The 14,910-nt window shown below is 34.8% G+C and carries 8 protein-coding genes; 6 read left to right on the top strand and 2 right to left on the bottom strand.

Annotated elements, in window-relative coordinates; translation table 11 throughout:
- Together KHA98_RS03130 and KHA98_RS03135 are read right to left on the bottom strand one after the other, a co-directional pair.
- Positions 1 to 1,518, bottom strand: coding sequence for a RagB/SusD family nutrient uptake outer membrane protein (locus KHA98_RS03130; protein WP_213255167.1), 1,518 nt, complete (start codon positions 1,516 to 1,518; stop codon positions 1 to 3).
- Between the two features lie 10 nt (positions 1,519 to 1,528).
- Positions 1,529 to 4,498 (bottom strand): SusC/RagA family TonB-linked outer membrane protein, encoded by a 2,970-nt coding sequence (locus KHA98_RS03135; RefSeq protein ID WP_213255169.1) that lies wholly within the window; start codon positions 4,496 to 4,498, stop codon positions 1,529 to 1,531.
- A 236-nt stretch (positions 4,499 to 4,734) separates the two neighbouring features.
- Between KHA98_RS03135 and KHA98_RS03140 the strand changes: the two genes are divergently transcribed.
- The 6 genes from KHA98_RS03140 (at position 4,735) to KHA98_RS03165 (ending at position 14,786) form a co-directional block, all read left to right on the top strand.
- Positions 4,735 to 5,766 carry a LacI family DNA-binding transcriptional regulator gene (locus KHA98_RS03140; protein ID WP_213255172.1) on the top strand — a complete coding sequence of 344 codons (1,032 nt, stop codon included), beginning with the start codon at positions 4,735 to 4,737 and terminating at the stop codon, positions 5,764 to 5,766.
- Positions 5,767 to 5,944: 178 nt separating this feature from the next.
- Entirely contained in the window at positions 5,945 to 7,465 is a 1,521-nt protein-coding gene (locus KHA98_RS03145) for an MFS transporter (RefSeq protein WP_213255174.1), read from the top strand.
- Positions 7,458 to 8,117 carry a beta-phosphoglucomutase gene (gene pgmB, locus KHA98_RS03150; RefSeq protein WP_213255177.1) on the top strand — a complete coding sequence of 220 codons (660 nt, stop codon included), beginning with the start codon at positions 7,458 to 7,460 and terminating at the stop codon, positions 8,115 to 8,117. The genes KHA98_RS03145 and pgmB overlap by 8 nt, the downstream gene beginning before the upstream one ends.
- A 193-nt stretch (positions 8,118 to 8,310) precedes the next feature.
- Positions 8,311 to 10,614, top strand: a complete 2,304-nt coding sequence (locus tag KHA98_RS03155; protein ID WP_213255179.1) for a glycoside hydrolase family 65 protein — start codon at positions 8,311 to 8,313, stop codon at positions 10,612 to 10,614.
- A gap of 28 nt (positions 10,615 to 10,642) precedes the next feature.
- Positions 10,643 to 12,757: a glycoside hydrolase family 97 protein gene (locus KHA98_RS03160; protein ID WP_213255180.1), complete on the top strand. Its 2,115-nt coding sequence runs from the start codon at positions 10,643 to 10,645 to the stop codon at positions 12,755 to 12,757.
- A gap of 166 nt (positions 12,758 to 12,923) precedes the next feature.
- Positions 12,924 to 14,786 (top strand): glycoside hydrolase family 13 protein, encoded by a 1,863-nt coding sequence (locus KHA98_RS03165; protein ID WP_213255181.1) that lies wholly within the window; start codon positions 12,924 to 12,926, stop codon positions 14,784 to 14,786.
- Positions 14,787 to 14,910 lie beyond the last annotated feature (124 nt).

Here is a 14,910-nt window from a genome sequence, read left to right on the forward strand (position 1 = left end):
TTAATATCCTGGGTTTTGTGGTAATAAGTTTTTGTTTGCATTAAGCGCTGGTTCAGGAATTGGAAACAACCTGTGATTAGGATCTGTATCTGATTTCTCCCACCAAATATTTTCATATTTACCGTTACGAATTAAATCCTGACGACGGTGTCCTTCCCACATCATTTCACGTCCTCTTTCAGCTAAAATGTCATTTAAGGTATAACCGCTTGTTTGAGTAATTCCAGCTCTTCCTTTAATTTCATTTACTAATGCATCACCAGCACCAGCACCATTTAACCAAACTAAAGCTTCTGCTTTCATAAGTTTAACATCTGCCAATCTGAAAAGAGGAAAATCATTACTTAGGTTTTCTTTTGCTCCAGCAGCAATTTCCCATTTTGCAGGTCTTGCTCCAGCCATTCTAATTTGCTCCTGTGTATTAGTACCTAATGTCATTTGCAGATTTGGAATATTTGCTGTAAAAACAAGATTTGCATTTCCAGATTTTGGATCCTGAATATTATCTCCTGCTTTTGTTTTTTGCTGACCAACAAGAATTCCTGCTAATCTTTTGTCTCCAGCCGGGAATGTATTGTAGTGAGCCTCTAGAGTTGCAAATCCGTTCCATGGAGCTGTACTCATGTTAAAAGTTTGTTGAGACAAATCAATTAAAGTACGCATGTGAAGATTAAAACCTTTATAAGTATCCTGATCAAACGGGATAGTATAAATATTTTCTTTACAATTCTCATTTTGAGTTGCAAATGGTGTCAACGGATTAGATTCTAATGAATATCCTAATGTTAAAACTTTATCACAAGCTGCAATTGCTTTTTCCCACATTGCAGTTCCAGTGTATACTTTTGCATTTAAGTATAACTTAGCTAAAAGCGTATAACCCATTCCTTGAGTGATATCGCTTCTTACAACACCATCATCTCCTTGTTTTGGTAATAAAGCTACATTATCTTCAATATCCTTAACAATAGCAGCAAAAACTTCTGCTCTTGATGTTTTTGATGGAAATTCTTCTGCTCCCGTAAAAGTGGTTGGAAAAGCAACATCACCAAAATTATCAATTGCCAAATAATAGTAATAGGCTCTGGAAACTTTTACCTGAGCCAAAACTTTAGCTACTCTTGCATTTGTTAAAGATGCAGGAGTCAAAGTTTCAATAGCATAATTAGCTTGTGGTACTGCAGAATAAATCATATTATATAAATTTACTACTGCTTCAGTATTTGGTCCCCAAGTATGTCTTGATAAAGCTCTCCATTTACCACTATCATCCCAGTCTGCACCTCTTGTAGGACAAACTGCCTCATCTGTACTCAATTCCTGAGCAAACCACCATCCACCACCATCTAGCATGGTTTGAGTTTTAGCAAAAACCGGAGTTGCCAAATTAATTGCCTGCTCTGTTGTTTCAGGATATTGCTCTCCAGTCAAATACTCACTATTTGTTGTATCCAGATCAGTACAAGAAAAAGCTAAAAAGCTTAATCCTAATACTGTTATTTTATTTTTTAGTTTCATGATTTATGTATTAAAATGAAAGATTCAAACCAAATGTTAAGGTTCTTGTTTTTGGATAATTATTGTAATTATCTATTCCAAAAAAGATTTCTTTGTTGTCTTTTCCTCCAGAAAAATTAACTTCAGGATCTGCCCCTCCGTAATTAGTCAAAGTAAATACATTATTCATAGAAGCATAAAAACGAAGTTTTGAAATTGCCGAAGCAAATGAAGGATTTACAAAAGTATAACCTAAATTAATGTTATCCAGTTTTATAAAACTTGCATCCTCAATATAATAAGATAATGTACTGTAAGCACCCTGAATTCCAGCATCGTTCAAAAGTAAAGCTTCACTGTTCACACTTCTTGTTCCTACCTGATCTGGGTTACCAAAAACCTGATTTGTAGCGTTGTAAACATCATTACCAACAACAGCTCTGAATGACATGCTTAAATCCCAGTTTTTATATTTGAAATAATTACTCCATCCCATTTCAAAATCAGGTAAAGCATTTCCTAACACTTTTTTCTGATCATCTGAGTTTGCTACATCTTCTAAATAATGTAATTGATTATCATTTCCTTTGATTAACCATTTACCATTAGATACTCCCGCATATTCATATCCGAAGAATGTACCTAATTTATATCCAGCCTGCATTCTTTGAGTTGGAACACCAACTAAACCAGGACCTGAGATATAACCAGTATTAATAAATGAGTAGTTGTAACGATCATTTCCTAAAGCAATAACTTCTTGCTTGTTTTGTGTGTAAACTACTGTTGTATTCCAGCTAAAATTATTGCTATTGAATACTTTAGCAGTTAAAGTTGCTTCAATACCAGAATTTTTCATCTCACCACCATTAATAAATGTAGTGTTTGAGAAGTTCGTTTCAGTTGGTACGTTTGTATTAGCAATTAACATATCAGTAATTTTTTTGCTGTAAAACTCAACCGATCCTGATAATCTATTATTAAATAATCCAAAATCAACACCAAGGTTTACCTCTGTATTTTGATCCCATTTTAAGTCTGGGTTAGCATTATGATTGTATCCATAAGCTACTAAACCACCTTGAATAGAAGGTCTAACCGCTAAGTCTTTTGCATCAACTGGTAAATTACTATTTCCAGAAATACCCCAGCTTCCTCTAAATTTCAATAAGTTTAATGCGCTTACATTGTCTTTAAGGAAATTCTCATTAGCGATATTCCATGCCACTTGTACAGATGGGAAATAACCCCATTGCTCATTGTCCCCGAAAATTGAAGATCCATCTCTACGAATCATTCCAGTTACATAATATTTAGATTCAAAATCATACGTAGCTCTTGCGAACATACCGATATCTTTACGTTCGTTTTTGTAAGATTTCATATTTCCTAAAACAATAGTTTCAAAGTTTTCAAAATTATCAGATCCTAAAGTATTAGAAGTAGGATTATTAGCCTCCATATTAAAACCGTCACTGTCAGTTGTTCTATAAGAGTAACCACCTAATAATGTTACATTATGCGATTCTGCAAATGTCTTTTTATAAGTTAAAGTAGCCTCAATTAAACCTTGCTCCCAATTAGCATAAGATCTTTTTCCGTATCCTGTGTAAATTGGTGTTTCTGTAGTACCTGTGAAAATATAATTATAAGTTGGTTCAAAATAAGTACTTTCACTGTCATTTCTTAAATAACTTCCTGAAACCTTAGCAGTTAATCCTTTTGCCAACTCATAAGACAAAGCTAAATTACCAGATAAGAACTTCGCATCTCTGTTATTTTCAATTTTGTTAACAGAATGTAATGGGTTGTAATAATTATTTGTTCCAGGAGCTTCAAACAATGCTCCTTCAGAATTATAAACCGGATCGGTTGGAAGCCTTTGGAAAGCCTGATAGATTACCTGATCCTTACCATCTGTTCCGTAATTTACATAATCATTATGTTCGATAGTTGCAGAAAGCCCCATATCGATAGTCATTTTATCATTAAATGCTTTTTGAGTTACATTTAATCTACCAACAGTTCTCTTTTTTCCAGAGTTTCTAATTACCCCTTCAAAGTCACTGTTTGAGATAGATCCTCTGTAATTTCCAGTTTCACTTCCTCCAGAAACAGCTAAACTGTTTACTTTTGTAAAACCAGTTCTGAAAATTTCATCTTGCCAGTCAACACTTCCTCCATTATCCGTAAAATCGATACTTGGATGAGCTTTTATATAGTCTCTATACTCGCCAGCAGAAACAAATTTTTGCTCTATTGCCTGATCTGTAGCGATAGAAGAATTAAATTCGATTGTAGTTTTTCCAGATTTTCCTTTTTTAGTTGTAATGAAAACAACTCCATTTGCTCCATCAGCTCCATAAATTGCAGTCGAAGCCGCATCTTTAAGAATGTCATAAGAAACGATATCATCCGGAGAAATTGTTGTAGGATCAACACCTCTAATTCCATCAACTACATATAAAGGCGAACCTCCTGCAGCAAAACCTGCAGCACCACGAATACGAACGTCAAAACCTTTATTTGGGTCACCCCCTTGTTTTGTGATCGAAACACCCGCAGCCTTACCTTGTAGTCCCTGAATAGGATCTACTAAAGTTCCCTGATTCAGATTCTCTGCAGTAACTTTCGATACCGCACCTGTTACATCTTTCTTTTTTGCAGAACCGTAACCTACCTGAACCACAACTTCTTTAAGTTCGTTTGAATCTTCCTGTAAGATTACGTTTATTGATTTTTGTCCATCATAGATTACAGAGTAAGTTTTGTATCCAATAAAAGAGACCTGAATTTTATCTCCTTTTTTTACATTAGATAACTGAAACTTTCCATCAAAATCTGTAGAAGCACCACCTGGAGCGCCTTGAACATTTACATTTACTCCCGGAATTGGTTGTCCTGACTTTTCGACAACAGTCCCACTTAGGGTGCTTTGAGCTAACACCGAAAATGGCAACAATAGGAATAAAAATAACAACTTTTTGTAAATTGTTTTCATACTTTTTGTTTAAATTAGTTTGAGTTTGTGATTGTTAGTTAAGTTTTTAATTTTACTTCGAATTTCAAAATTAGGAATTTATTAACACGCCCAACCTGAGGCAATTTTTATTGGTTTACGAAAACGTGGTAGTGTTGAAAACTTTCTATTTTTTGTAATCTTTTAAGTCAAAAATTGCTGAATATAAAAATTTCAGATACCTTTATTACTAATTAGATTTTTTTCAATTAACCATCATGAAACGTAAAATAACCCTAAAACAGATTGCAAAGGAACTGGATGTATCTATATCAACTGTCTCAAAATCACTTAGAAACAGTTTAGAAATAGGCGAAGAAACACGATTAAAAGTTCAGGCTTTTGCAAAGTTTTACAACTATAAACCCAACAATATTGCCCTTAGTTTAAAAAATCGAAAAACCAAAAGTATCGGTATTATCATTCCGGAAATTGTACATTATTTTTTCTCTACAGTAATCAACGGAATCGAGCAGGTAGCCAACGAACATGGCTATAGTGTTGTGATTTGTTTGTCAGATGATTCTTTCGACAAAGAGGTCTTAAACATGGAAATGCTAGCCAACGGAAGCATCGATGGTTTTATCATGTCACTTTCTAAAGAAACACAATACAAAGGCGACTTTCATCACATTACAGAAGTCATTAATCAGGGAATGCCGGTTGTAATGTTTGACCGTGTTACCAATGATATTTTATGCGATAAAGTTATAATCGATGATAAATCTGCTGCTTATGAAGCCGTTCAGAGTTTAATTGATAACGGACGTAAAAAGATCGCATTAGTAACTACAGTAGATTATGTAAGTGTTGGAAAACTGCGTACAGACGGTTACGAAAAAGCCCTTTTAGACAACGGAATTCCTTTCAACGAAGATTTAATTATTAAAATCGAAGATGTAGACACTTGTGAAATCACCATAAGTCAGCTTTTACACGATCGTGCTTTTGATGCTGTTTTTGCAGTAAATGAGCTGTTTGCAGTTACCATTATTAAAACGGCCAATAAAATGGGACTTAAAGTTCCGGAAGATTTGGCTGTAATTGCTTTTACTGACGGAATCATCTCAAAATACTCTACACCAAGCATTACCACCGTTAGCCAAAGCGGTGAAAAAATGGGAAATAAAGCAGCTAAAATGCTAATAGAAAGACTCGAAGCAGAACACGATGACGATGATGATGAAAACGAAAACTACACCACAGAAGTTATAGAAACACATTTAATAAAAAGAGAATCTACTGACTAATTTTCTTAAAATCAACACATTCTAAAGCCATAAAAAATATTTATGGCTTTTTTATTAGCATAAATAAAAAAATAATTAATACTTTTACGCCGCTCAAAGCTTTTACTTTTACTTCGAAAAAATAGTAAGTTTTGATAAGCAAAGCGCTTATCGTCTAATTAATTCTTTAATTACGATAATGGAAAAGCGTAAATTAAGTTTCTGGGAAATTTGGAACATGAGTTTCGGTTTCTTGGGAATACAATTTGGTTTTGCACTGCAAAACGCAAATACCTCTAGAATTTTTGAAACCCTTGGTGCCAAAATCGACGAAATTCCAATTTTATGGATCGCTGCTCCTGTTTCAGGTTTAATAATTCAGCCTGTAATTGGTTATTTCAGTGACAGAACCTGGACTCGTTTAGGTCGTCGTCGCCCTTATTTTTTAATTGGAGCACTTTTATCTTCAATCGCATTATTCATAATGCCCAACTCTCCTACTTTATGGATTGCTGCAGGAACTTTATGGATTATGGATGCCTCGATAAATGTTTCCATGGAGCCTTTTCGCGCATTTGTTGGTGATAATTTACCAGATGAACAACGTGCTTTAGGTTTTGTAATGCAGAGTTTCTTTATTGGTACCGGAGCCGTTGTAGGTTCTGTTTTGCCCTATCTTTTTACAAATGTTTTCGGAGTTAGCAATACTGCACCAGAAGGAATTATTCCTGATGCAGTAAAATGGTCTTTTTACATTGGCGGAATCGTTTTTTTACTTTCCGTTTTATGGACTGTTTTTAAAACTACAGAATATACGCCAGAAGAATTACATGCATTTGAGGCTAATAGCAAAAAAGATTCTCAAAACCTTTCTGCAGATTCTGAAACAGAATCTGGTGTTACTATTAAAAAGCAATTGTCTTTAGGGGTCTTATTTGCAGCCATTGGAGGGTTAATTTCATTTCTGATTTTCGAAAATAGTCTCGCCAAAGAATTATATATTTTATTCATTGGACTTATTTTTATGGGTGTTTTATTTGTAATAGCATCACAATTACGCACTAAAAAAGTTCATAATGGTTTTACCATAATCATGACCGATTTATTGAATATGCCAAAAACAATGCAAAAATTAGCATGGGTTCAGTTTTTCTCGTGGTTTGCACTTTTCTCAATGTGGATTTACACTACACAAGCCGTTACACAACACATTTTTGGTACAACAGATACAACATCAAAAGTATATAATGATGCTGCCGATTGGGTTTCTGTATTATTTACCGTTTATAACGGAATTGCAGCAGCAGTTGCCTTTTTATTACCAATTATTGCAAAAAAAGTAGGCGTTAGAGCAACACATTTATTAGCACTTTGTGCAGGAGGTGTTGGTTTAATTTCAATTTATTTTATAGGTGATAAACAAATGCTGATTTTGCCAATGCTGGGTGTTGGTATCGCATGGGCTAGTATTTTATCTATGCCATATGCTATGCTTTCCGGTGCCTTGCCAGCAGCAAAAATGGGTTATTACATGGGAGTTTTCAACTTCTTCGTAGTAATTCCACAAATTGTAGCTGCAACAATATTAGGATTTGTAATTAAACAATTCTTTCATAATGAACCTATTTACGCCCTAATGATTGGAGGAGTATCGATGATATTTGCCGGATTGCTAACGCTGAGGGTAAATAACAAAACTAAAATTGAAATTCATGAATAACAAAAAAGCATTCATCTTCGATCTTGATGGAGTAATCGTTGATACCGCTAAATACCATTTTTTAGCCTGGCAAAAAATCGCTCAGGAGTTAAATATAAATTTTACACACGAAGATAACGAGTTACTTAAAGGAGTAAGTCGTGTTCGTTCTTTAGATATCATTTTAGAATTAGGAAATGTTACGGTTTCGCAGGCCGACAAAGACAAATTTCTAATTCAGAAAAATGAAGAATACCTGTCTTATTTAGTTGATATGGATGAAAGTGAGATTCTTCCAGGGGTTTTTAAAATTCTTCAGCTATTAAAAGATAAAAATCAAGGAATTGCATTAGGTTCTGCCAGTAAAAATGCAAGACCAATTTTAGAAAAAACAGGGATCATCAATTACTTCGATGTTATTGTTGACGGAAACGACGTTACCAATGCAAAACCCGATCCTGAAGTTTTCCTAAAAGCGGCTCAATTATTAAACATTGATCCAAAAAATTCAATAGTATTTGAAGATTCTGTTGCCGGAATTCAGGCAGCAAATATCGCAGAAATGGTAAGTGTTGGAATTGGTGAGGAAACAATTTTACATGAAGCTGATCATATTTTTAAAGATTTTACCCAAATCACACCAGACTTTATTAACGACTTAATTAGTCAATGAGAAAATTTGATAATTAGATAATTTTCAAAAAATGAGAATAATTTAATCACCACTCAACAAATTGTATCACAAAAAAAAATGTAAAACACCAAGCAATTCAAAAGGTAAAAATAGCGTCAAAAAAATAATTATCTAATTATCAAATTGCCAAATTATCTAATTACCCTAATTGCCACATTATCTAATTTAAGAAATGAATCAAGATTATATAAAACCAGACAATTGGTCCATAATTGAAGAAGGATTTGATGTCGAAAGAGTCAAATCGTCTGAAAGTCTTTTTAGTATCGGGAACGGTGCTATGGGGCAGCGTGCGAATTTTGAAGAAAAATATTCAGGCGAAACTTTCCAGGGAAGTTATATAGCAGGAATATATTATCCGGACAAGACAAAAGTGGGCTGGTGGAAAAACGGTTATCCGAAATATTTTGCCAAAGTCCTTAATGCTCCAAACTGGATTGGAATTGATATTGAAATCAACGAAGAAAACCTTGATTTACACAATTGCACAGAAGTTAGAAATTTCCGCAGAGAATTGAATATGAAAGAAGGATGGTACAACCGTTCTTTTGAAGCTGTTCTTAAAAATGGAACTGAAATTTCAGTAAATATTCGTCGTTTTCTTTCTCTGGATTTAGATGAAGCCGGAGTTATCAAATACGATATTACGCCTTTAAACAAAGACGCAAAAATCGTTTACAAACCATATATTGATGCTGGTGTAACGAATGAAGATGCGAATTGGGAAGAAAAATTCTGGGAACCTCTAGAAGTTAAAAAAGGTACAAACGAAGCTTTTGTAACCGCTCAGACTTTCAAAACGCACTTTAAAGTTACGACTTTTATGCACAATACGATTTTGGCAAATGGCGAAAACATCAACGTTTCTCCATCAACAATAGATTCAACAACAGATAAAGTTCAGTACACTTACGGAACTATTATTGCAAAAGGACAAACCTCAACAATTCAAAAAATTGGAGGTTATACGGTTTCTTTAAACCACGAAAATACTTTGGCTGGAGCCGAAAAAGTAATTAAATCTGCTGTTGCTTTAGGATATGAAACCTTGCTTCAAAACCAAATTGATGCCTGGGCAAAAGTTTGGGAAATGTCAGATATTACGATTGAAGGTGATGTTAAGGCACAACAAGGTATTCGTTTCAATATTTTCCAATTAAACCAAACGTATTCAGGAAAAGACAGCCGATTAAATATTGGACCAAAAGGATTTACCGGAGAAAAATACGGCGGATCGACTTATTGGGACACTGAGGCTTATTGTATTCCGTTTTATATGGCTACTAAAGATCAGCAGGTTGCAAGAAACTTATTGACATACCGTTTCAATCAATTAGATAAAGCGATTGAAAATGCTAAAGATAATTTAGGTTTCAAAAACGGTGCAGCTTTATACCCAATGGTTACCATGAATGGTGAAGAATGCCACAACGAATGGGAAATCACACACGAAGAAATCCACAGAAACGGAGCGATTGCTTTTGCGATTTACAACTACTACCGTTACACAGGAGATTACTCATATATTCCAGAAAAAGGTTTAGAAGTTTTAATCGGAATTGCACGTTTTTGGCACCAAAGAGCTTCTTTTTCTAAAGACAAAAACCAATACGTAATTCTTGGGGTTACAGGGCCAAACGAATACGAAAATAACATCAACAATAATTTCTACACCAATTATATTGCAAAATGGTGTATCGATTTTGCATCGGAACAAATTAATAAAGTTGCCTTAGAATATCCTGCAGATCATAAACGTGTTTTAGAAAAAGTTACGCTTTCCGCGAATGAAATTCAGGAGTGGAAAAAAGTAGCTGGTAATATGTATTTCCCAACTTCAAAGGAACTTGGAATCTACTTACAGCAAGATGGTTTCTTAGACAAGGATTTAGTTCCGGTAAAAGATTTAGATAAATCACAGCGTCCTATTAACCAAAAATGGTCTTGGGATCGCGTGTTACGTTCGCCTTACATCAAACAAGCCGACGTTTTACAAGGTTTTTACTTCTTCGAAGATCATTTTTCGAAAGAAGAATTAAAACGCAATTTCGAGTTTTACGAATCATTTACCGTTCACGAAAGTTCGCTTTCACCTTGCGTACACTCAATTCAGGCTGCAGCGTTAGATAAAATGGACATGGCATATACCTTTTATTTAAGAACTTCTCGTTTGGATTTGGATGATTATAACAAAGAAGTGGAAGAAGGTTGCCATATCACATCAATGGCCGGCACATGGATGAGCATTGTAGAAGGTTTTGGTGGAATGCGTGTCAAAAATGACCAGCTGCATTTCTCACCAAAGATTCCAAAAGAATGGAAAGGCTATTCGTTTAAAATCAATTTCAGAAATCAAATTTTGAAAGTAGCTGTAAATCACAACGAAACAACTTTTACAGTAGATGGTGATCAAGATTTAACAATTATAGTTAACGGAAATCCTGTAATTGCAAGTAAATTTGTACAAATAAATTAAATTACAATACACTAAAACCCTTAAAAACATGAAAAACTTATTTTTCGCAAGTTTAGTTTTGTTTGCCATTAGCTCGATAGCTAATGCACAACAATTAAAATCACCCGAAGGAAAGTTCGTAATGGAATTTTCTCTTCAAAGCGACGGAACTCCAACTTACAATTTAAAATACAAAAACAAAGAAGTTGTAAAAACCAGTAAATTAGGTCTTGAACTTAAAGATGATAAAAAATCTTTATTGAATGATTTTACTGTTGTTGATACAAAAACTTCCACTTTTGATGAAACCTGGAAACCAGTTTGGGGAGAAGTAGATCAAATCAGAAATCATTATAATGAATTGGCCGTTACTTTAAACCAAAAAAGTACAGACAGACAAATCGTAATTCGTTTTCGTTTGTTCGAAGATGGTTTAGGTTTCCGTTATGAATTCCCGGCTCAAAAGAACCTTACTTACTTTGTAATTAAAGAAGAAAGATCTCAATTTGCAATGACCGGAGATCATACTGCTTTCTGGATTCCCGGAGATTACGATACTCAGGAATATGATTATACAAAATCTAAATTATCTGAAATTAGAGGTTTATCTGAAAAAGCATATACGGCAAACGTTTCTCAAAAGAACTTTTCGCCAACAGGAGTTCAAACTTCTTTGATGCTAAAAACGGCTGACGGAATCTACATCAACTTACACGAAGCAGCTTTAATCAACTATTCTTGTATGCACCTGAATCTTGATGATAAAAACTTAGTTTTCGAATCTTGGTTAACACCAGATGCAAAAGGGGATAAAGGTTATATGCAGGCACCAAATCACTCGCCTTGGAGAACCATTATGGTGAGCGATGATGCGAGAGAAATCTTAGCTTCAAAAATGACTTATAACTTAAACGATCCATCAAAAATTGATAATACTTCATGGATTAAACCAGTTAAATACGTTGGTGTTTGGTGGGAAATGATTACAGGAAAAAGCTCTTGGTCGTACACAAATGATTTTCCAACAGTACAATTGGGTGTTTCTGATTTCTCAAAAGCAAAACCAAGCGGAACGCACGGAGCAAATAATGCTAACGTAAAAAAATACATTGATTTTGCTGCTGCTAATGGCTTTGATGCTGTTTTGGTTGAAGGATGGAACGAAGGCTGGGAAGACTGGTTCGGACATTCTAAAGATTATGTTTTTGACTTTGTAACGCCTTACCCGGATTTTGATGTGAAAGGTTTACACGAATATGCAAAATCTAAAGGTGTAAAAATCATCATGCACCACGAAACTTCTGGTTCTGTTCGTAACTACGAGCGCCACATGGATGCTGCTTACAAATTCATGAACGATAACGGATATGATGCTGTAAAAAGCGGATATGTAGGTGATATTTTACCTCGAGGTGAAAACCATTATGATCAATGGATTGTAAATCATTACCAATACGCTATCGAAAAAGCAGCTGATTATAAAATTATGGTGAATGCCCACGAAGCAGTTCGTCCAACAGGAATCGCAAGAACATATCCTAACTTAATTGGAAATGAAGCAGCAAGAGGAACAGAATACCAAGCGTTTGGAGGTTCTAAACCAAATCACGTAACTGTATTACCATTTACAAGATTAATCGGTGGTCCAATGGATTATACTCCTGGAATCTTCGAAATGGATATCAGCAAAATGAATCCTGACAATAAATCGCATGTAAACAGTACAATTGCAAACCAATTAGCTTTATACGTTACTATGTACAGCCCATTACAAATGGCTGCAGATACTCCGGAAAACTACAACCGTTTCCCTGATGCATTCCAATTCATTAAAGATGTAGCAGTAGATTGGTCAGAGAGTAAATATATCGAGGCTGAACCAGGAGATTTTATTACCGTTGCCCGTAAAGCAAAAGGAACAAACAACTGGTTCGTAGGAAACGTAAACGGAGAAACTCCACGTACATCAAACATCGATTTCAGTTTCCTTGAAAAAGGCAAAAAATATACCGCAACAATTTATGCTGATGCAAAAGATGCGCATTACAAAACAAATCCGCAAGCTTATACAATCAAGAAAATTGCAGTAACAAACAAATCAAAATTATCTCAGTTATCTGCTCCTGGAGGAGGTTATGCGATAAGCATTATCGAAACTAAATAATTTTTATAAAAGACAAGTAATTTTCCCCAAGATTACTTGTCTTTTTTTTAACTTTTAGTAGTCCTGCAAGGTTTTCAAAACCTTGTAGGTCTTCTAAATCTTTGCTCAATTCCATACCTACAAGGTTTTGAAAACCTTGCAGGAAATCGAACTAAAAAGAAAAACTATGAATAACCTAAAAATCAACCACTATATTTACAAATTACTCCTTTTGGTTTTGTTGTTTTCCGCTTCCGCGAAAGCGCAAATCCAAAAAGTAGAACCACCTTTCTGGTACGCAGGAATGAAAAATCCGGAACTGCAGATTATGTTCTACGGAAAAAACATATCGCAATACGAAACTTCAGTTTCAAACAATGTTGTTATTAAAAATGTAGAAAAAACAGAAAACCCAAATTATCTTTTTGTAACAATAGATACAAAAGACATAAAAGCTTCTGAACTAACTTTTTCATTCAAATTGAAAAACAAAGTGGCGCTCACTCAAAAATATGCGCTTAAAGAAAGAAGAGCCAATTCTGCCGAAAGAAAAAGCTATGATTCATCTGATTTGATTTACTTAATCATGCCGGATCGTTTTGCCAACGGAAACTCTAAAAATGACAGTGATGCTGCTTTAACGGAAAAAGGAAACCGTCAGGACCCAAGCGGACGCCACGGCGGTGATATCGAAGGAATTATTAAAAACTTAGATTATATTTCGTCTCTTGGCGCAACCACAATCTGGAATACGCCTTTATGCGAAGACAACGACAAACAGCATTCTTATCACGGATACGCACAATCTGATGTTTACAAAATTGATCCGCGTTATGGAACCAATGAAGATTATGTTCGCCTATCTTCAGAAATGCATAAAAAAGATATGAAACTGGTTATGGATTATGTAACCAATCACTGGGGAATTACGCACTGGATGATGAAAGACATGCCAACAAAAACCTGGTTCAATCAATTCGAAAGCTTTACACAAACACACCACAGACGTGAAGTAATTCCGGATACTCATGCTTCAAAATTAGATCAGGAAATTTGTATTGATGGATGGTTTGTACCGTCAATGCCAGATTTGAATTTAAGAAATCCTCTTGTTGCAAAATACCTGACTCAAAATGCCATTTGGTGGATTGAATACGCAAATCTTGACGGATTTAGAGTAGACACTTACAACTATTCTGATCCTGCGGCAATGGCAAATTGGGCAAAATCAATCACAAACGAATATCCGAATTTTAATATTGTGGGTGAAATCTGGATGCACAATCAGGCGAGTTTGGCTTATTGGCAAAAAGACAGTAAAATTGGAGCTATTGAAAACTACAATTCCAATCTTCCAAGTGTAATGGATTTTACTTTGCAAGATCAAATTGGTTCTGTTTTTAATGAAGATGAACCAAATTGGGACAGTGGACTGATTAAATTCTACAACAATTTTGCAATGGATTACTTATATCCAAACACGAATAATCTTTTGGTTTTTGCTGAAAATCATGATACAAACCGTATCAACGAAGTGTACAAATATGATTTGGCGAAATACAAAATGGTAATGACCTTAATGGCAACCGTTCGCGGAATTCCGCAAATTTATTACGGTTCAGAAATTGGAATGGGCGGTGATAAAGGAAAAGGCGATGCGGATATTCGTCAGGATTTCCCAGGCGGATGGGCAGGCGATAAAAACAATGCCTTTACAAAAGAAGGAAGAACTGCGCAACAAGCCTCTTTCTTTGATTTCAGTTCGAAATTATTCAACTGGAGAAAATCAAACGACGTGATTCATACCGGAAAAATGACTCATTATATTCCTGAAAATAATACATATGTGTATTTCAGATATAACGATGCCAAGACGGTAATGGTAGTTTTCAATAACAATGCAAAACCTCAAACAGTAAAAACAAATCGTTTCAAGGAAAACATCAAAAACTTTAAATCAGGAAAAGATGTTATCACAGGAAAAGCATTCGATTTAACTTCTGAAATTACACTGGAGCCAAAATCAGCTTTGGTTTTAGAATTGGAATAAAACTTAACCGCAAAGGGCGCAATATTTTTTGCCACAGATTAATACGATTAACACAGATTTTATTCGCCACAAATTGCACAAATTTTCACAAATTTAAATTGATAAATTAATTCGTGGAAATTTG

The sequence above is a fragment of the Flavobacterium branchiicola genome, from assembly GCF_018383905.1.
Taxonomy (GTDB): Bacteria; Bacteroidota; Bacteroidia; order Flavobacteriales; family Flavobacteriaceae; genus Flavobacterium; species Flavobacterium branchiicola.

What these genes read in the sequence shown, in the direction of transcription:
- KHA98_RS03155 (WP_213255179.1), top strand. Translation starts at nt 8,311, where the DNA reads ATGAATCAAGATTATATAAAACCAGACAATTGGTCCATAATTGAAGAA.
- KHA98_RS03135 (WP_213255169.1), bottom strand. Translation starts at nt 4,498, where the DNA reads ATGAAAACAATTTACAAAAAGTTGTTATTTTTATTCCTATTGTTGCCA.
- KHA98_RS03145 (WP_213255174.1), top strand. Translation starts at nt 5,945, where the DNA reads ATGGAAAAGCGTAAATTAAGTTTCTGGGAAATTTGGAACATGAGTTTC.
- KHA98_RS03140 (WP_213255172.1), top strand. Translation starts at nt 4,735, where the DNA reads ATGAAACGTAAAATAACCCTAAAACAGATTGCAAAGGAACTGGATGTA.
- pgmB (WP_213255177.1), top strand. Translation starts at nt 7,458, where the DNA reads ATGAATAACAAAAAAGCATTCATCTTCGATCTTGATGGAGTAATCGTT.
- KHA98_RS03130 (WP_213255167.1), bottom strand. Translation starts at nt 1,518, where the DNA reads ATGAAACTAAAAAATAAAATAACAGTATTAGGATTAAGCTTTTTAGCT.
- KHA98_RS03165 (WP_213255181.1), top strand. Translation starts at nt 12,924, where the DNA reads ATGAATAACCTAAAAATCAACCACTATATTTACAAATTACTCCTTTTG.
- KHA98_RS03160 (WP_213255180.1), top strand. Translation starts at nt 10,643, where the DNA reads ATGAAAAACTTATTTTTCGCAAGTTTAGTTTTGTTTGCCATTAGCTCG.